17 protein-coding genes are annotated in these 17,601 nt (G+C 73.7%); 4 read left to right on the top strand and 13 right to left on the bottom strand.

The window, feature by feature from the left end; translation table 11 throughout:
• Window positions 1–30: 30 nt before the first annotated feature.
• Window positions 31–1,005, bottom strand: coding sequence for a MarR family winged helix-turn-helix transcriptional regulator (locus HCN08_RS32040; protein WP_167986837.1), 975 nt, complete (start codon window positions 1,003–1,005; stop codon window positions 31–33).
• 317 nt (window positions 1,006–1,322) lie between these two features.
• On the opposite strand from HCN08_RS32040, the gene HCN08_RS32035 reads away from it, so the two are divergent.
• Window positions 1,323–1,727, top strand: a complete 405-nt coding sequence (locus tag HCN08_RS32035; protein ID WP_167986836.1) for a YccF domain-containing protein — start codon at window positions 1,323–1,325, stop codon at window positions 1,725–1,727.
• A 38-nt stretch (window positions 1,728–1,765) separates the two neighbouring features.
• Here the strand turns inward: HCN08_RS32035 and htpX are convergent, their stop codons facing one another.
• The 11 genes from htpX to HCN08_RS31980 form a co-directional block, all read right to left on the bottom strand.
• Window positions 1,766–2,623, bottom strand: a complete 858-nt coding sequence (gene htpX, locus HCN08_RS32030; RefSeq protein WP_167986835.1) for a zinc metalloprotease HtpX — start codon at window positions 2,621–2,623, stop codon at window positions 1,766–1,768.
• Window positions 2,624–2,826: 203 nt separating this feature from the next.
• A complete protein-coding gene (locus HCN08_RS32025; RefSeq protein WP_167986834.1) occupies window positions 2,827–4,389 on the bottom strand; it encodes an NADH-quinone oxidoreductase subunit N in 1,563 nt (520 codons plus the stop codon).
• The gene (locus HCN08_RS32020) at window positions 4,389–5,954 is read right to left on the bottom strand and encodes a complex I subunit 4 family protein (RefSeq protein ID WP_167986833.1); all 1,566 of its coding nucleotides are present in this window, start codon (window positions 5,952–5,954) and stop codon (window positions 4,389–4,391) included. The genes HCN08_RS32025 and HCN08_RS32020 overlap by 1 nt, the downstream gene beginning before the upstream one ends.
• 7 nt (window positions 5,955–5,961) lie before the next feature.
• On the bottom strand, window positions 5,962–7,950 hold the full coding sequence (locus HCN08_RS32015) for an NADH-quinone oxidoreductase subunit 5 family protein (RefSeq protein ID WP_167986832.1): 1,989 nt from the start codon (window positions 7,948–7,950) through the stop codon (window positions 5,962–5,964).
• The gene (nuoK, locus tag HCN08_RS32010) at window positions 7,947–8,348 is read right to left on the bottom strand and encodes an NADH-quinone oxidoreductase subunit NuoK (RefSeq protein WP_167986831.1); all 402 of its coding nucleotides are present in this window, start codon (window positions 8,346–8,348) and stop codon (window positions 7,947–7,949) included. Before nuoK ends, HCN08_RS32015 begins: the two co-directional genes overlap by 4 nt.
• Complete coding sequence (locus HCN08_RS32005) at window positions 8,348–9,007, bottom strand: NADH-quinone oxidoreductase subunit J family protein (protein WP_167986830.1); 660 nt, start codon at window positions 9,005–9,007, stop codon at window positions 8,348–8,350. The genes nuoK and HCN08_RS32005 overlap by 1 nt, the downstream gene beginning before the upstream one ends.
• Window positions 9,004–9,597: a NuoI/complex I 23 kDa subunit family protein gene (locus HCN08_RS32000; protein WP_167986829.1), complete on the bottom strand. Its 594-nt coding sequence runs from the start codon at window positions 9,595–9,597 to the stop codon at window positions 9,004–9,006. The genes HCN08_RS32005 and HCN08_RS32000 overlap by 4 nt, the downstream gene beginning before the upstream one ends.
• 3 nt (window positions 9,598–9,600) lie before the next feature.
• A complete protein-coding gene (gene nuoH, locus HCN08_RS31995) occupies window positions 9,601–10,563 on the bottom strand; it encodes an NADH-quinone oxidoreductase subunit NuoH (RefSeq protein WP_167986828.1) in 963 nt (320 codons plus the stop codon).
• Complete coding sequence (locus HCN08_RS31990) at window positions 10,560–11,465, bottom strand: NADH-quinone oxidoreductase subunit C (RefSeq protein ID WP_167986827.1); 906 nt, start codon at window positions 11,463–11,465, stop codon at window positions 10,560–10,562. Before HCN08_RS31990 ends, nuoH begins: the two co-directional genes overlap by 4 nt.
• Window positions 11,462–12,112 carry an NADH-quinone oxidoreductase subunit B gene (locus HCN08_RS31985; RefSeq protein WP_167986826.1) on the bottom strand — a complete coding sequence of 217 codons (651 nt, stop codon included), beginning with the start codon at window positions 12,110–12,112 and terminating at the stop codon, window positions 11,462–11,464. The genes HCN08_RS31990 and HCN08_RS31985 overlap by 4 nt, the downstream gene beginning before the upstream one ends.
• The gene (locus HCN08_RS31980) at window positions 12,103–12,471 is read right to left on the bottom strand and encodes an NADH-quinone oxidoreductase subunit A (RefSeq protein ID WP_167986825.1); all 369 of its coding nucleotides are present in this window, start codon (window positions 12,469–12,471) and stop codon (window positions 12,103–12,105) included. The genes HCN08_RS31985 and HCN08_RS31980 overlap by 10 nt, the downstream gene beginning before the upstream one ends.
• 223 nt (window positions 12,472–12,694) lie before the next feature.
• On the opposite strand from HCN08_RS31980, the gene HCN08_RS31975 reads away from it, so the two are divergent.
• Together HCN08_RS31975 and HCN08_RS31970 are read left to right on the top strand one after the other, a co-directional pair.
• Complete coding sequence (locus HCN08_RS31975) at window positions 12,695–13,921, top strand: sensor histidine kinase (RefSeq protein WP_167986824.1); 1,227 nt, start codon at window positions 12,695–12,697, stop codon at window positions 13,919–13,921.
• Between the two features lie 100 nt (window positions 13,922–14,021).
• Window positions 14,022–15,368 carry a sensor histidine kinase gene (locus tag HCN08_RS31970; protein WP_167986823.1) on the top strand — a complete coding sequence of 449 codons (1,347 nt, stop codon included), beginning with the start codon at window positions 14,022–14,024 and terminating at the stop codon, window positions 15,366–15,368.
• A 110-nt stretch (window positions 15,369–15,478) separates the two neighbouring features.
• Here the strand turns inward: HCN08_RS31970 and HCN08_RS31965 are convergent, their stop codons facing one another.
• Entirely contained in the window at window positions 15,479–16,456 is a 978-nt protein-coding gene (locus HCN08_RS31965) for a quinone oxidoreductase family protein (RefSeq protein WP_167986822.1), read from the bottom strand.
• A gap of 167 nt (window positions 16,457–16,623) precedes the next feature.
• Here HCN08_RS31965 and HCN08_RS31960 point away from each other — a divergent pair, with 167 nt between their 5' ends.
• Window positions 16,624–17,283 (top strand): LuxR C-terminal-related transcriptional regulator, encoded by a 660-nt coding sequence (locus tag HCN08_RS31960; RefSeq protein ID WP_167986821.1) that lies wholly within the window; start codon window positions 16,624–16,626, stop codon window positions 17,281–17,283.
• Window positions 17,284–17,601 lie beyond the last annotated feature (318 nt).

Here is a 17,601-nt window from a genome sequence, read left to right as displayed (position 1 = left end):
CTTGACGTCTCGGCTGCGTTGGGCCGAATGCTACGGCGCGGTCGCCAGCAACGTCCCCAGCAGCCCGGCAAGTTCCGCCCGGCCCTGCTCGCCCAGCGTCGTGCCCAGCTCCGCCTCCGTCGCCTCGACGACCGCGCGGGCCGAGCGCAGGGCGGCGTGGCCGCGGTCGGTGATCCGCAGGGCGTAGCGGCGGCGGTCGGCGGGGTCGCGGTCGCGCGCGACATGGCCGGCGTGCTCCAGGTCGTCGACCACCTGGAGCACGGCCTGCTCGCTGATGGCCAGCCGCCGGGCGAGCTGCTGCTGCGAGCAGGCGCCCTCGGCCAGCACCGTCAGGGCGCCGAAGTGCCGGGCCTGCAGGCCGCTGTCGGCGAGGGCGGCCTCGATACGGTGGCGTACGAGGTGGTGGGCCTGCGTGATGAGCGCGCCGGTACGCCGGTACGGGCCCGGCACGGCGGCGTCCGGCGCGGGGGCGGCGAGGTCCGGCGCGGGGGCGGCTGCGGGCCCGGACGCCCCCGATGCAGCCCCCGGCGGGGCAGTGCGGCCGAGCAGCGCCGCCAGCAGCACGCCGAGGCGTTCCCGCTCGGCCGGGCTCAGGCCCGCCGTGAGCTTGTCGTCGGCCGCCGAGATGGCCGGATCCATCGCCTTGAGGGCGGCCCGGCCCTCCTCGGTGAGCGCCAGCAGGTACGAGCGCCGGTCGTCGGGGTTGCGGGTCCTGACGACCTGGCCGGCGGCCTCGAAGCGGTCGATGAGCTTGACCATGGTGGTGCGGTTGATGCCGAGCCGGTCGCCGAGGTCCTGCTGGGAGTACGCGGCCCCGGGCTCGCCGAGCGCGTCGAGGACCTGGAAGTCGCGGGCGCTGCCGGCGCCCTCCGCGGCCTCGTCGAAGTCCGGTGCGCAGCGGTTGGCCAGCACATAGGCGCGGCGGAGCAGATACGCGGCGTAGCCGGCGAGGCCGGGGGGCATTCCCGCGCCCGCGGCCTGGCTGCTGAGCGCGTGACCCTTCACAACCGTGCACCTCCGCACGCGAGGGTAGCAGTCGCCAGCCGCCTGACCAGGGCCCGGACCGGTCACAGTGGGGTGACGACGCCCGTCGTACGGCCCACCGGCGCGCTGCGGGCGCCGCGGCCGTACCACTCCACGACCGCCAGGAACCAGCCACCCCACCAGCCACCTGCGGCCACCACGCCAGCCGCCCTGTACGCAGGGCCGGGGCAGCCGTCCCGCGCCCGTTTCCCCCGGCCGGGCGGCGGCCCGATACTGGACGCAGAGGGTGCACAGGCGCACAGGGCGCGGAGCCGGGCGGACCTGGAAAGGTGCAGGCCATGGATGTGTTGCGACTCGTACTGAACGTGCTGTGGCTGGTCTTCGTCGGGATCTGGATGGCCCTCGCCTACGTCGTGGCGGCCCTGATCTGCTTCGTGCTGATCGTCACGATCCCCTTCGGCATCGCCTCGCTGCGGATCGCGGGGTACGTGCTGTGGCCCTTCGGGCGGACGACGGTGCAGCGGGCGGACGCCGGGGCGCCGTCGCTGGTCGGCAATGTGATCTGGCTGGTCTTCGCGGGGGTGTGGCTGGCGCTCGGGCACCTCGTCACGAGCATCCCGCTGTTCCTGTCGATCATCGGCATCCCGTTCGGCTGGGCGAACCTCAAGCTCATCCCGATCTCCCTGATGCCGCTGGGCCGCGAGATCGTGCCGTCCGACGAGGGCGACTTCGCCCTGCGCTGACGCCCTCCCGGGCCCCCACGAACCTGCGGCGGCAGCGCTCAGCGCCCGCCGGCCATCTCCTCCAGGCGCGCGATGCGCTGCGCCATGGGCGGGTGCGTGGAGAACAGCTTCGACGCGTCCTGCGGCCGGAAGGGGTTGGCGATCATCAGGTGGCTGGTGGTCTCCAGCCGCGGCTCGGGCCGCAGCGGCAGCTGCTTGGTGCCCGCGTCGAGCTTGCGCAGCGCCGAGGCGAGGGCGAGCGGGTCGCCGGTGAGGCGGGCGCCGGACGCGTCGGCCTCGTACTCGCGGGAGCGGGAGACGGCCAGCTGGATGAGGGAGGCGGCGAGCGGGCCGAGGATCATCGTGAGCAGCAGGCCGATGATGCCGGGGCCCTCGTCGTCGTCGGAGCGGCCGACGGGGATCAGCCACGCGAAGTTGACCAGGAACATCACCACGGAGGCGAGCGCGCCGGCCACCGAGGAGATGAGGATGTCGCGGTTGTAGACATGGCTCAGCTCGTGGCCGATGACGCCGCGCAGCTCGCGCTCGTCGAGGATCTGCATGATGCCCTCGGTGCAGCACACCGCCGCGTTGCGCGGGTTGCGGCCGGTCGCGAAGGCGTTGGGCGCCTCGGTCGGCGAGATGTACAGCCGCGGCATGGGCTGGCGGGCCGTCGTCGACAGCTCGCGGACGATGCGGTAGAGCGCCGGCGCCTCGATCTCGCTGACCGGGCGGGCGCGCATCGAGCGCAACGCCAGCTTGTCGCTGTTCCAGTACGCGTACGCGTTGGTGCCCACGGCGATGACGAGCGCCACGATGAGACCCGTCCGGCCGAAGAAGCTGCCGATGACCAGGATGAGTGCGGACAGACCGCCGAGGAGTACGGCCGTCTTCAACCCGTTGTGCCGGCGGTGCACGTGCGCCCTCCAGAATCTGCTGTCTGCCGTGGGGAAACCGTCCCGTGTGCCCAGGGATTCCTTTCCCCTCAGGAAATCCTTCTGTGCTGCTCAACGCCACCGGGGCGGCGCTAGTTCCCTTGTGCAATTACCCGCGCCCGGCCCCGCTACGCGTACGTGCGCGCGTCAGGCGGGTGGCCGGCCGGTGTCAGAGCAGGGTGCCCTCAGAGCAGCGTGCCCTGGGCGTAGCGCAGCACGAGCTGCGGGGCGCCGGACAGCGCGACGCCGGCCGCGGCGGTCAGCGCCAGGGCGGCGGTCAGGGCGAGCGGGGTACGGGCCGCGGCGGCGCCGGCGGCGTCCGGCGCCTGGGCGCCCTCGGGTGCGCGGGCGAAGAGCAGCGCCGTCCAGCGCAGGTAGTACACGAGCGCGACGACGACGTTGACGGCCATGATCACCGCGAGCCAGCCGTGCTGCTCCCCCACCGCGGAGGAGAAGACGGCGACCTTCGCGAACAGCCCGATGACGCCGGGCGGCAGCCCGGCCAGGCACAGCAGGAAGAAGGCGAGGGCGAGCGCGGCGGCCGGCCGGCGGGCGTACAGGCCGCGGTAGTCGGCGAGCCGGCTGTGCGGGGCGGTGCGCTCGACGAGGGCGACGGCGGCGAACGCGCCGAGGTTCACCACGGCGTACATCAGCGCGTACGCGACCGTCGTGCCGATCTCGTGCGCCGGGTCGCCGGCGGACGCGGCGGCGGCCATCGGGACCAGCAGGTAGCCCGCCTGGCCGATCGAGGACCACGCCAGCAGGCGTACGGCGCCGCGGGGCACGCCGGGCCGCTGCCGCAGGGCGCCGACGTTGCCGACGGTCATGGTGAGCGCGGCCAGCACCCCGATCGCCGGGCCCCACACGTGGGTGTACGGGCGGAACGCGACGACGGTCACGAGGATAAGCCCGGAGAAGCCCGCGGCCTTGCCGACGACGGACAGGTACGCGGCGACCGGCAGCGGCGCGCCCGCGTACGTGTCGGGCACCCAGAAGTGGAAGGGCGCGACGGCGAGCTTGAAGGCGAAGCCGACGAGGGTCAGGGCGACGCCCGCCTTGGCGAGGGTGTGCAGCTGGTCGGGGGTGTGGGTGAGGCCGGCGGCGACCTGGGAGAGGTTGAGGGTGCCGGTGGCCGCGTAGACGAAGCTGATGCCGAGCAGGGAGACGGCGGTGGCGGTCACCGAGGTGAGGAAGAACTTGAGGGCGGCCTCGCTGGAGAGCCGGTCCTCGCGGCGCAGGCCGACGAGCGCGAAGGCGGGCAGCGTCGTCACCTCCAGGGCGACGATCAGCGTGGCAAGGTCGCGGGAGGCGGGCAGCAGGGCGGCGCCGGCGGCGGACGACAGCAGCAGGAACCAGTATTCGCCGGCCGGCATGCGCCCGGCCCCCTCGTCCGTCCCGCCGACGGCGCTGATGGACAGCAGGACGGTCAGCAGCGCGCCGCCGAGCACGAGGGCCTGGACGACGAGGGTGAAGTGGTCGGCGGCGTAGGAGCAGCCGCCCGCCTTCTGGCAGAAGGTGCTGCGGTGGCCGTCGCGCAGCGGGATGAGGGTGAGCGCGGCGGCGAGCAGCCCGGCGGCGCTGAGCCAGCCGAGCAGCACCTTCCTGCCGCGCGGCAGGAAGAGGTCGGCGACCAGCACGGCGACGGCGAGCGCGGCCGGGATGACGACGGGGGTGAGCGCGACCCAGTCGACGGACTGCGTGAGCGCCGCGGCCTGCGGGAGGGCGGCGGGCGGCGTGGCGGCTGCCATCAGTGGCCTCCGAGCAGGGAGCGTACGGCGGGGTCGGTGAGCCCGAGCAGGGCCGCGGGCCACAGGCCGGCCACGACGGTGAGGGCGGCCAGCGGCGTCCAGGCGGCGAACTCGTATCCGCGCACGTCGGGGAGCGCGGGGGTGAGCTCGGCGGTGTCCTTGTCGCCCATGCAGATCCGGCGGACGACGGTGAGCAGGTAGCCGGCGGTCAGCAGGGTGCCGAAGGCGGCGACGGCGGTGAAGGTCAGGTACGCGGGGCGGCTGAGGCCGGCGGCGGGGTCGAAGGAGCCGAACATCGCGAGCATCTCGCCCCAGAAGCCGGCCAGGCCCGGCAGGCCGAGGGAGGCGACGGCGGCGAAGGCGAGCAGGCCGCCCAGGCGCGGGGCGCGGCCGTAGAGGGCGGCGCCGGTGCGGCCGGCGAGCTGGTCGAGGTCGGAGGAGCCGTAGCGGTCCTTGACGGCGCCGACGAGGAAGAAGAGCAGGCCGGTGATCAGGCCGTGCGCGATGTTGGCGAACAGGGCGCCGTTGACGCCGGTGGGGTTGAGGGAGGCGATGCCGAGCAGCACGAAGCCCATGTGGCCGACGGAGGAGTAGGCGATGAGGCGCTTGAGGTCGCCGCCGTTGCCCTGCCGGGCGAGCTGGAGGCAGGCGAGCGACCCGTAGACGATCCCGACGACGGCGAAGGCGGCGAGGTAGGGCGCGAAGGTCTGTATGCCGTCCGGCGTGTCGGGCAGCACGATGCGGACCAGGCCGTAGGTGCCCATCTTCAGCAGGACGCCCGCGAGCAGCACCGATCCGGCGGTGGGGGCGGCGGTGTGGGCGTCGGGGAGCCAGCTGTGCAGCGGCCACATCGGGGCCTTGACGGCCAGGCCCAGGCCGATGGCGAGGACCGCGATCAGCTGCGTGGAGTGACCGAGGTGTGACCCGTTGTCAGTGGCGAGTGCCACCATGTCGAATGTGCCCGCTTTGATCCCGATCAGGAGCAGGCCGAGCAGCATGACCACGGAGCCGAGGAGTGTGTAGACGATGAAGCGCAGGGCCGAGCGTTCCCGGTCGCCGCCGCCCCAGCGGGCGATCAGGAAGTACATCGGGATCAGCACGGTCTCGAAGGCCAGGAAGAACAGCATCAGGTCGAGGACGGCGAAGGTGGCGAGCGTGCCCGTCTCCAGCAGGAGCAGCAGCGCCACGAAGCTCTTCGCCGAGCCGCCGGCCGGCAGGTGGAAGTACGAGTAGAGCGCGCACAGGAACGTCAGCAGCGCGGTCAGCACGAGAAGGGGGAGCGAGATGCCGTCGACGCCGAGGTGGAGGTGGATCCGCAGCGCGGGGATCCAGCTCAGGTCCGTGGTGCCCTGCATCCGCGCGGGGTGGTCGTGGTCGAAGCCGGCCGCCAGCACGATCGCGAGGATCAGCACGGCGCCGGTGACGGTGACGCCGTGCCGCAGGACGGCCTGGTCGGGGCTGCGGCCCCGCAGTCCCGGGGGCGCGGGCAGCAGAGCGCCGGCCGCGCCGAGCAGCGGCAGCGCGACGGTCGCCGCGAGGACGTACTGGAGTGCGGTGTCGTTCACTGGGTTCTCAGCCTCCGACGGCGACGAGGACGGCGAGCACCACGGCACCGGCCAGCAGCGCGCTGAGGTAGGTCTGGACGTTGCCGTTCTGGGCCCGGCGGACGGCGGCGCCGAGCAGCCCGGGGGCGCCGGCCGCGCCGCGGACGTATGTCTCGATGACGTCGCGGTCCAGCAGGCGGACGAGGGAGGCGGCGGCGAGGACCGGGCGGACGAAGAGCGCGGCGTAGAGGGCGTCGAGGCGGAAGCCGTGCGCGGCGAGCGGGTGCAGCGGGCCCAGCAGTCTCCGGCCGGGGTCGGCGGGGTCGTCGGCGGCGCCGATGTCGCCGTAGATCTCCTCGTGCCCGGCGATCGTCTCGGCCTCGACGAGCGCGGGCTCGATGCCGGGCTCGGTGGAGACGACGGCCCCGGCGGGTACGGCCCGCCGGGTCGCGGTGCCCGCGGACCAGACGGCGTAGGTGATCGCGACGCCGGCGAGGGCCAGGGCGGTGCCGAGCACGGAGGTGAGCAGGGTCGGGCCGAGCGGGGCGCCGCCGAACCAGTCGGGCAGCTCGCGGTAGGCCAGGCCGCCGAAGGCGACGGTGGGGACGGCCAGCACCCACAGCACGCCGGTCATGGCGGCGGGCTGGCGGCCGTGGTCGGGGGTGTCGGGGCCGCTGCCGCGGAAGGCCAGCAGGAAGAGCCGGGTGGCGTATCCGGCGGTGAGCAGCGCGGTGAGCAGGCCGGCGGCGAGCACCGTCCAGCCGACGGCGGAGGGGACGTGCGCGGTGTCGCCGGAGGCGGCGTGCTCGGCGGCGCGCAGCACCGACTCCTTGGAGAAGAAGCCGGAAAGCGGCGGCAGGGCGGCGAGCGCGGCGAGCGCCAGGCCCATCGTCCACAGGGCGTCGGGGACGCGCTTGGCGAGCGAGCCCATGCGGGACATCGCGGTGAGCGAGTTGGTGCCGGCGGCGTGGATGACGACGCCGGCGCCGAGGAACAGCAGCGCCTTGAAGGCGCCGTGCGAGAGCAGGTGGAAGACGGCGGCGTCGCGGTTGCCGACGGCCAGGGCGCCGGCCATGTAGCCGAGCTGGCCGATCGTGGAGTAGGCGAGCACGCGCTTGATGTCGTCCTGGGCGAGGGCGGCCAGGCCCGAGCCGACCATCGTCACGGCGGCCATCGCGGCGAGCACCGCGAGCGCGGCGGCGGAGGCGGTGAAGACCGGCAGCAGCCGCGCCACCAGGTAGATGCCGGCCGCGACCATGGTGGCGGCGTGGATCAGGGCGGAGACGGGGGTGGGGCCGGCCATCGCGTCGGGCAGCCAGGTGTGCAGCGGGAACTGCGCGGACTTGCCGGCGACGCCGGCGAGCAGCAGCAGCGCGGTGACGGTCGGGTGGTGCAGCTGCCCGTGGGCGGCGGCGTCGAGGATGCCGTCGATCCGGAAGGTGTGCGCGTCGTGGGCGAGCGCGAAGATCCCGATCAGGAAGGGGACGTCGCCGAGCTTGGTGACCAGGAACGCCTTGATCGAGGCGGCGCGGGCGGTCTCGGTCTCCCAGTAGTGGCCGACCAGGAAGTAGGAGCAGATGCCCATCACTTCCCAGCCGACGAGCAGCACCATGAGGTCGCCGCTGTAGACGACCAGCAGCATCGCCGAGGTGAACAGCGACACCAGGGCCGCGTACGAGGGGTAGCGCGGGTCGTGGCGCAGATAGGAGACGGAGTAGAGCTGCACGCAGGTCGCGACGAGGCCGACGAGGACGGCGATCAGGACGGCGAAGCCGTCCAGGTGCAGGGCGATGTCGATCGGTACGGAGCCGGTCGGGGTCAGCCGGTGCGCGGCGTCGGTCGGGGCGCCGGTGCCCTGCCGGGCGGCGGTGACGGCGGCGAGCACGAAGGACGTCGCGGTCGGCAGCACGGCGAGCGGGCGGACGAAGCCGGGGGCGCGCCGGCCGAGCAGCAGTCCGGCGACCGCGCCCAGGAAGGGCAGCAGGGGGACGAGCGCGGCAAGGGCGGTCAGGGTCACGCGGTGGCCTCTGCCTTCTCGTCGCCGCCGCCCTGGGGCGGTACGGCGGCCTGGGACGAAGCGTCGGGCGGCTGCGGTCCCGCGCCGGGGCGGGGTTCGGCGAGGCCGGTGAGCCGGTCGATGTCGGAGCTGCCGCGGTGCCGGAAGACCAGCAGCACGATGGCCAGGCCCAGGCCGATCTCGGCGGCGGCGATGGTGATGGTGAAGAGGGTGAGGGCCTGGCCGGCGTGCAGCGAGTCGCGCAGCCACACGTCGAAGGCGACCAGGTTGAGGTTGACGGCGTTGAGCATCAGCTCGACGGACATCAGGACGAGGATCGCGTTGCGCCGGGCGAGTACGCCGTACAGGCCGACGCAGAACAGGAGGGCGGCCAGGACGGCGGGATAGGCGAGGTGCATCAGTCGCGCTCCTTGCCGGCGGCGCCTGCGGCGCGGGTGGGGCCGGTGCCGGTGCCGCCGCCGGGCCGGGCGGCGCCAGCGCTCCCGGTGGTCTGCGCGGGCTCTGCGGTCTGCGCGGGCTCCGCGGTTTCGCGGCGGGAGAGGACGATCGCGCCGACCAGCGCGGCCAGCAGCAGCACCGACAGCGCCTCGAAGGGCAGCACCCAGTGCCGGAAGAGGCTTTCGCCGGTGGCGCGGGAGGAGCCCTGGACGGCGCCGTGCAGGTTGATCCAGGTGGTGCGGAAGGCATCCACGACGACCCAGACCAGGGCCGCCGCGGCGACGACCGCGACGGCCAGGGCGACCGGGCGGTTCTCCGAATCGGCGTCGGGCGAGCGGCCGATGGGCGCCTTGGTGAGCATCAGGCCGAACAGCAGGAGCACGACGACGGAGCCGACGTAGATCAGCACCTGCACCCACGCGATGAACTCCGCGGTGAGCAGCAGATACTCCACGGCCAGGCCGCCGAGCGCGACGACCAGCCACAGGGCGGCGTGCACGAGCTGCCGGGTGGTGACGGTCAGCACGGCCGCGCCGAGGGTGGCGAGGCCGACGAGCACGAAGGTGATCTCCACGCCGGTCGGGGACAGGAAGCCGGGGTGAGCGGCGGCAACGTTCACGCGCCGGCCCCGCCCGGGGAGTCGGGACCCGCGGCGGCGGGGCCGGGGCCCGGACCTGCCTCGCGGGCGGCCTTCTCGGCGGCCTTGCGGGCGGCGGCGAGCTCCTTGGGCTCCTCCGCCGCGGGGTCGAGGGCGGGCGGCGGGGGGACGGTCCACATCCACTCGCGGAGCTTGTCGCGCTCGTGCGTCAGGTCCAGGATGTCCGTTTCCGCGTACTCGAACTCCGGGGACCAGAACAGCGCGTCGAAGGGGCACACCTCGATACAGATACCGCAGTACAAGCACAGGGAGAAGTCGATGGCGAAACGGTCCAGGACGTTCCGGCTGCGCTCGCGGCCACCAGGGGCGGCCGGCGGGGCGGTCTCCTTGTGGGAGTCGATGTAGATGCACCAGTCGGGGCACTCGCGGGCGCACAGCATGCACACCGTGCAGTTCTCCTCGAACAGCGCGATGACGCCGCGGCTGCGCGGCGGCAAGTCGGGCTGCGCGTCCGGATACTGCGCGGTGACCGAGCGCCGGGTCATGGTGCGCAAGGTGACGGCCAGTCCTTTGGCGAGGCCGGAGCCGGGGATGCCGACGGAGGGTGCCATGGCTTAGGAGGTCACCACCTTCACGACGCCGGTCAGGGCGATCTGGGCGAGGGCGAGCGGGATCAGGACGGTCCAGGCGAGCTTCTGCAGCTGGTCCTCGCGCAGCCGCGGGTAGCTGACCCGCAGCCAGATGACGACGAAGGCGAGGACGGCGGTCTTGAGCAGCGTCCACACCCAGCCGGCGCTGCCGGACCAGGGGCCGTGCCAGCCGCCGAGGAAGAGGACCGTGGTCAGCGCGCACAGCACGACGATCCCGGCGTATTCGGCGAGCAGGAACAGCGCGAAGCGCAGCCCGGTGTATTCGGTGTAGGCGCCGAAGATGATCTCGGAGTCGGCGACCGGCATGTCGAAGGGCGGGCGCTGGAGTTCGGCGAGGCCGGCGGTGAAGAAGACCAGGCCGCCGACGAGCTGCCACAGCGTCCACCACCAGTGGTAGCCCGCGACGATGCCGGGCAGCGACAGGGTGCCGGCGGCCATCGCGACGGAGGCGGCGGCGAGCAGCATGGGCAGCTCGTACGCCATCAGCTGGGCGGCGGTGCGCAGGCCGCCGAGCAGGGAGAACTTGTTGGCCGAGGCCCAGCCGGCCATGAGCGAGCCGAGGACGCCGATGCCCATGACGGCGAGCACGAAGATCAGGCCGGCGTCGACGGTCTCGCCGACGAAGCCGCGCGGGCCGACCGGGATGGCGATGAGCACCAGCAGGTAGGGCAGCAGCGCGACCGCGGGGGCGAGCTGGAAGACCCGGCGGTCGGCGTCGGCCGGGACGATGTCCTCTTTCTGGGCGAACTTCACGCCGTCCGCGACGAGCTGGGCCCAGCCGTGGAAGCCGCCGGCGTACATCGGGCCGAGCCGGCCCTGCATGTGCGCCATGACCTTGTGCTCGGTCTGCCCGACCAGCAGCGGGAAGACCAGGAAGACGACGAGGACGGCGACCAGCCGCAGCACGACGTCGAGCGCGTCGTTCACGTCTCGTCGCCTCCTTCCGCGGGCGGGTCGTTCGGTACGGGCGGGTCCTGCGGCTTCGGCTCCGCGGCCGGCTTCGGCTCGGCGGGGGGCTCGGCGGCCGGCGGCTTCGGCTCAGTCGGCGGTTTCGGCTCGGCAGGAGGCTCGGCCGGCGGTTCCGGGGTCGGGCGTTGCCAGGGGGCGTCCGGGGTGGTGGGGGCCGGGCGGGTCTGGCTCGCGGAGCCGTCGCTCGCGCTGCGGGTGCGGCGCGGCGGGCGCTCGCCGGCCGGGCCCGCGGCGCGCGGGGTGCGGGCCGGGCGGGCCGGGCGGGCGGGGGCCGGCGGGAGCTGGCCCTTGAGCGGGCCCCACTCGTTCGGGTCCGGCACCCCCGGCGGCAGCATCTGGCGCCGCTTGGGCCCGCCGTCGTGCGACTCGCCCGGCTCCTTCGCGCCGGGCCACGCCTTGGCGACCCGGGCGGCCAGCACGAAGTCCTTGCGCAGCGGGTGCCCCTCGAACTCCACGGGCAGCAGCAGCGGTGCGAGGCCGGGGTGCCCGGTGAAGGCGACGCCGAACATCTCGTGGGTCTCGCGCTCGTGCCAGGCCGCGCCGGCGAAGACGCCGGTCGCGCTGTCCAGCGCGGGCGCCTCGTGCGGCACGGTCGTCCGCAGCAGCAGCCGCTTGACGGGCCCGCCGTACGGGCCGTCGCACAGCGAGACCAGGTGCGCGCACACCCGGAAGCCGGTGCCGGGCTCGTCGACGGCGCTCAGCCAGTCGAAGAAGGTGCAGCCGAGCCCGTCACGGGCGGCGGTGAGCGCCGCGACCCACGCGGACGCGGGCACGTCCACGGTGAGCAGGTCGTACGCCTCCTCGGCGGTCGCGCCCTCGCCGAAGATCTCCGCGGCCTCCCGCGGCAGCCACCCGGTCACCGGTCACCGTCGGCAGCCGGCGGCGTCACGAGCCCGCCGGTCAGCGCGCGGGCGGACGGCCTGGCGGGCGCGTACCGCTCGCTCGTCGACTCGCGGGCGATCTTCTCCTGGAGCTTGAGGATGCCCTGGAGCAGCGCCTCGGGCCGCGGCGGGCAGCCGGGCACGTAGACGTCCACCGGGATGATCTGGTCGACGCCCTTGGTGACGGAGTACGAGTCCCAGTAGGGCCCGCCGCAGTTGGAGCAGGCGCCGAAGGAGATGACGTACTTCGGCTCGGGCATCTGCTCGTACAGCCGCTTGACGGCCGGCGCCATCTTGTCGGTCACGGTGCCGGAGACGACCATGAGGTCGGCCTGCCGCGGACCCGGCGCGAAGGGGATCACGCCGAGGCGGATGAAGTCGTGCCGGGCCATGGACGCGGCGATGAACTCGATGGCGCAGCAGGCCAGGCCGAAGTTGAAGACCCACAGGCTGTAGCGGCGGCCCCAGTTGAGGACGACCTTCATGGGCTCGGGCGCGAGCCGGGCGAGCGGGCCGAGCCGGCGCGGCTCGGGCAGGCGCTGCGGGGCCTCGGGAGCCCCGGCGGCCCCGGCGGCCCCGGCTGCCTCGGTGGCGGCGCCCTCGGACGGCGGCGGGGTCAGGTCCATTCGAGGACGCCCTTCTTCCACGCGTAGAGCAGCCCGACCGCCAGGAAGCCGATGAAGACGAACATCTCCACGAGCGTCGTCGCGCCGAAGCCGGGGGCGTCGAAGACCGTCGCCCAGGGGAAGAGGAAGATCGCGTCCACGGCGAAGATCACATAGAGGAACGCGTACACGTAGTACCGGATCTGGGTGTGCGCCCAGTCGCCGCCGACCGGGTCGACCCCGCACTCGTAGGTGAGCATCTTCTCCGGCGTCGGCACGACCGGCCGCAGCAGGCGGCCGGACGCGAAGGCGACGGAGACGAAGAGCACACCGACGACCGCGACCAGGCCGACGACCGAGTAGCCGTGGAAGTAGTCCACGTCCGTCCGCCCCTCGTTTCCTCGTCCACTCGTTCACTCATCGGCCGGTGCTGTCCAGCGATCCGGGGGATCTTTAGCCGATCTATACGGAGGGAGTCTAGGCCCTGGCTTGTTCTGCACCTCCCGCCGGATCCCACCTGCCGGACAGCGGGGGATAACCCCACCCCGGCCGGGCCCACCTTCCCCATGGCGCGACCGGCCACCGGCCCGGCAGGCTGGGGGCATGAATGCCTCGCCACACTCCGCGACCGGTGCCGCCGGCCGCGTCCCGCCGGCCGACAGCGCCCCCCTTCCCCCGCCGCGCTTCGCCTTCGGCGCCGCGACGTGGAAGGAGATCCTCTTCCTGCTGCTCAACCTCCCGATGGGGATCATCGGATTCGTCTACGTGGTGACGACGCTGTCGCTCGGCGCGGGGCTGACGGTGACCGTGGTCGGGTTGCCGCTGCTGGCGTTCGGGCTGGTCGGCTGCCGGCTCGTGGGCTCGGCGGAGCGGGCGCTGGCGCGGTCGCTGCTGGGGGTGCGGGTGGAAACGCCGCGTCCGCTGCGGCCGAGCACGTTCGGCTTCATGCAGTGGCTGTGGGTGGCGCTGAAGGACCCGGTGGCGTGGCGGTCGGCGCTGTATCTGTTCATCCGGCTGCCGTGGGGGATCTTCACCTTCTCGGTGACGCTGACGTCGCTGTTCGTGGCGTGGCCGGTGCTGCCGTTCCTGGCCCGCGGCCTGTCGTCGGTGGACCGGGCGCTGGTGCGCGGGCTGCTGCAGCCGTCGGACGAGCTGGAGCGGCGGATCGCGGAGCTGGAGTCGGACCGCGGGGTCGTGGTGGACACCGCGGCGGCGGACCTGCGGCGGATCGAGCGGGATCTGCACGACGGGGCGCAGGCCCGGCTGGTGGCGCTCGCGATGGATCTGGGCCTGGCGCGGGAGAAGCTGCTGGAGGACCCGGAGGCGGCGGCGAAGATGGTGGACGAGGCGCACGGCGAGGTGAAGATCGCCCTCCAGGAGCTGCGGGACCTCGCGCGCGGCATCCACCCGGCGATCCTGACCGACCGCGGGCTGGACGCGGCGCTGTCGTCGGTGGCGACGCGCTGCACGGTCCCGGTGGAGGTCACCGTGGACCTGCCGGCGCGGCCGGCGGAGGCGATCGAGGGCATCGCGTACTTCACGGTCTCCGAGCTGCTGCAGAACGTCTCCAAGCACAGCCGGGCGTCCCGCGCCTGGGTGGAGGTGTGGCGCAGTGCGGACCGGCTGATGATCCAGGTGCGTGACGACGGCCGCGGCGGGGCGGACGTGTCGGCGGGCTCGGGGCTCGCGGGGCTGACCGAGCGGCTGGACTCGGTGGACGGGCTGTTCGTCGTGGACTCCCCCGCCGGCGGGCCGACGCTGGTGACGGCCGAGCTGCCGTGGCGCGACCGCGCGCCGGCGGCGGGCGGGGCCCGGCAGAACGCCAGGTAGGGCCGGTGGGGCCGCGGCGGGCCCCGGTAGGGCTAGCCCCACCTCGGACAGACCGATCCGCACCATGGGCCGGCGGGCCGCGGCAGGCGAAGGTGGAGGCATGACGACGAGAGCGGAAAGGACGGTCCCCACCATGGCGTACGACTACCCGTCGCAGACGGACGCGCACCGCGTCCCGCAGGCGCTGCGTGCGCCGTTCGAGGCCCGGACGTGGCGGGAGTTCGGCTATGCGCTGGTGAACCTGCCGATGGGGATCATCGGTTTCGTGTGGACCGTGACGATGCTCTCGGTGAGCGCGGGTCTGCTGGTCACGTTCATCGGGCTGCCGCTGCTGGTGTTCACGCTGCTGGGCTGCCGGGCGATCGGCCGTACCGAGCGGGCCAGGGCCCGGGCGCTGCTGTGGCTGGAGGTGGACGAGCCGGGGCCGGCGCGTACCAAGGGCAAGGGCTTCCTGGCCCGGGTCGGGGCGCAGCTGGGCAGCGGGGTGAACTGGCGGCACGTGATGTACGCGCTGCTGCACTTCCCGTGGGGCATCGTCAGCTTCTCGGTCTCGGTGAGCCTGTTCACGTACGGCTGGGGGCTGCTGACGTACCCGCTGTGGCAGTGGGTCTTCCCGGCCTACACCGACATGAAGGGCCTGCAGATCTACGGTGACGGCGGCGACGGCGGGTGGCAGCTGCACACCCCGGCGGACCTGCTGCTGAGTGTGGTGGTCGGGGCGCTGGTGGTGCTGGCCTGGCCGTGGGTGATCCGCGCGATGGCGCATGTGGACCGGATGCTGGTGGCCGGGCTGCTGGGTCCTTCCCGGCTGGACGACCGGCTCACCGAGCTGGAGTCGGACCGCGGGGTGGTGTTCGACACGGCGGCGGCGGACCTGCGGCGGATCGAGCGGGACCTGCACGACGGGGCGCAGGCCCGGCTGGTGGCGCTCGCGATGGACCTGGGGCTGGCGAAGGAGAAGCTGCTGGAGGACCCGCGGGCGGGGGCGGCGATGGTGGAGGAGGCGCACGGCGAGGTGAAGATCGCCCTGCAGGAGCTGCGGGATCTGGCCCGGGGCATCCATCCGGCGATCCTGACCGACCGGGGGCTCGGCCCGGCGCTGTCGGCGGTGGCGGCGCGCTGCACGGTCCCGGTGACGGTGACGGTGGAGCTGCCGGCGCGGCCGGTGCCGGCGATCGAGGGCATCGCGTACTTCACGGTCTCCGAGCTGCTGCAGAACGTCTCCAAGCACAGCGGGGCGTCGCGGGCGGCGGTGGACGTGTGGCAGGTCGAGGACCGGCTGCTGCTGCATGTGTCGGACAACGGGCGCGGCGGCGCGGACCTGGCCGCGGGGTCGGGCCTTGCGGGGCTGGCCGAGCGGCTGGACTCGGTGGACGGCGTGCTCGCGGTGGACTCCCCCGCGGGCGGCCCGACCCGGATCACGGCGGAGCTGCCCTGGCGGGCCTGAGCCGGCCCGTCCTCGCGCACCGCACCCCCTGCCCCTTCCCGGGGCGGGGGGTGCGGTGCGTGCGGCGGGCAGGGCGGCGGGGGTGGCGGGGGTGGCCGGGGGGGTGCCGCTCAGCTCAGCCGCGGGTCGACCGCGAGCAGGGTCTTGCCGATGTTGCGGCCCGCCCGCATCACCTCGTGCGCCTCGGCCGCGCGCTCCAGCGGCAGCTCGGCGGAGACGTCGAGGCGGATCGTGCCCGAGGCGAGCAGCGCGAAGGCCGACAGGCCGTGGCCGCGTACGGTGCGCGGGGCGCGGCGGGCGAGGTCGCCGATGTTGTAGCCGGTCAGCGAGCGGTTGCTCTTCCAGAACGGCAGCACCGGCAGCGTGAGGTCGCTCTCGCGCGCGGCCTCGCCGTAGACCGCGAGCCGGCCGAAGGGGGCGAGCAGTGCGAGGCTGCGCAGCCGGGTCTGGCCGCCGACCGGGTCGAGGATGACGTCCAGGTCGCGCAGCCGGTCGGCGAAGCCGTCCCGCAGGTGCACCGCGTCGTAGCCGAAGCGCTTGGCGTACGCGGCCTTCTCGGCGGAGCCCACCGTGCCGAAGACGGCGGCGGCGCCGAGCGCCCGGGCGATCTGCGCGGCGACCGAGCCGACACCGCCGGCCGCGGCGTGGATCAGCACGGTGTCGCCGGCCCGCAGCCGGGCGGCGCCGGTCAGCACGCCGTAGGCGGTGGTGAGCACGAGCGCGGCGCCGCCGCCGTCCCGCAGCGTGATCCCGTCCAGCGGGAAGGCGAACTCGGCGGGCGCGAGGGCGTACTCGGCGTAGCCGCCGCCGTCCGGCAGGTACGCGGCGACCGGGTCGCCGACCGCGAGGCCGGTCACGCCCGGGCCGAGGGCGGCGACCACGCCGGAGGCCTCCAGGCCCGGCACGTCGACGCCGCCGGGGCCGGACGGCGGGCCGAAGTCGCCGAGGGTGTGCTGGAGCTCCCCGTAGTTGACGCCCGCGTACGCGACCTGGAGGAGCACCTGGCCGGGGCCCGGCACCGGCGTCGGCAGCTCCACGGGACGCAGCACCTCGGGGCCGCCGTTGACGTCGAATCCGACCGCGCGCACACGCACTCCTCTCCCTGGCCGCCGCGACCGGTCGCGGCGGGCCACCCACCCGGTTACCGGGGGCGCAACCTTGCCCACGGCACACCGTATTCCCCATCGGGCCGCCGTTGCTGGGATGCTGGGCCAGGTCAGTCGGACACGGGGCAGCGCGAACGGTGGAGGACAAGGTGCGAGTGGTCATCGCCGAGGATTCGGTACTGCTGCGGGAGGGCCTGACCCGGCTGCTGACCGACCGCGGCCATGACGTGGTCGCGGGCGTCGGCGACGCGGTCGGCCTGCTCAAGGCGGTCGACGACCTCGCGGCGGCGGGCGCGGCGCCGGACGTCGTGGTGGCCGACGTGCGGATGCCGCCGACGCACACCGACGAGGGCGTACGGGCGGCGGTGCAGCTGCGCCGCGACCATCCGGGCGTCGGGGTACTGGTCCTGTCTCAGTATGTGGAAGAGCAGTATGCGACGGAGCTGATCGCCGGCAGCAGCCGCGGGGTCGGCTATCTGCTCAAGGACCGGGTCGCCGATGTCCGCGAGTTCGTGGACGCCGTGGTCAGGGTGGCCGAGGGCGGTACCGCGCTGGACCCCGAGGTGGTGGCCCAGCTGCTGGGCCGCAGCCGTAAGCAGGACGTGCTCGCCAGTCTCACTCCGCGAGAAAGGGAGGTCCTGGGCCTGATGGCGGAGGGGCGGACGAACTCGGCGGTCGCGCGGCAGCTCGTGGTGAGCGACGGAGCGGTGGAGAAGCACGTCAGCAACATTTTCCTGAAGCTCGGACTGGCCCCGAGTGACGGGGATCACCGTCGGGTGCTTGCAGTGCTCACGTACCTCAACTCCTGAGGTACAGGGCTTCCACCGGCGCTTTCGTCCCGAGTGACGATACGCCGTCTCGGCATGCGGGACGGTAGGTCACACGCGTGTTTCCCGAATGGCGGGACGTCCGGGGAAGGGGAACCTTACCGCCGTACGATGACCGGTGAGCCGCGCCCTCGAAGGAGGTCCGTATCCGTGACCAGCCAGGTCAGCAGCCCCATGCCCACGGGCACCGCGCAGGAGACGCCCGTCGCCGTCGATGTGCTCGGCGAGCAGCGCACACCGGCCAAGGAGACCAAGCGGCTGGATCGTGTGATCATCCGGTTTGCGGGTGATTCCGGTGAC

The organism is Actinacidiphila epipremni (assembly GCF_012034175.1).
Classification (GTDB): Bacteria; Actinomycetota; Actinomycetes; order Streptomycetales; family Streptomycetaceae; genus Actinacidiphila; species Actinacidiphila epipremni.
This window is presented reverse-complemented; position numbering and strand designations above follow the sequence as displayed.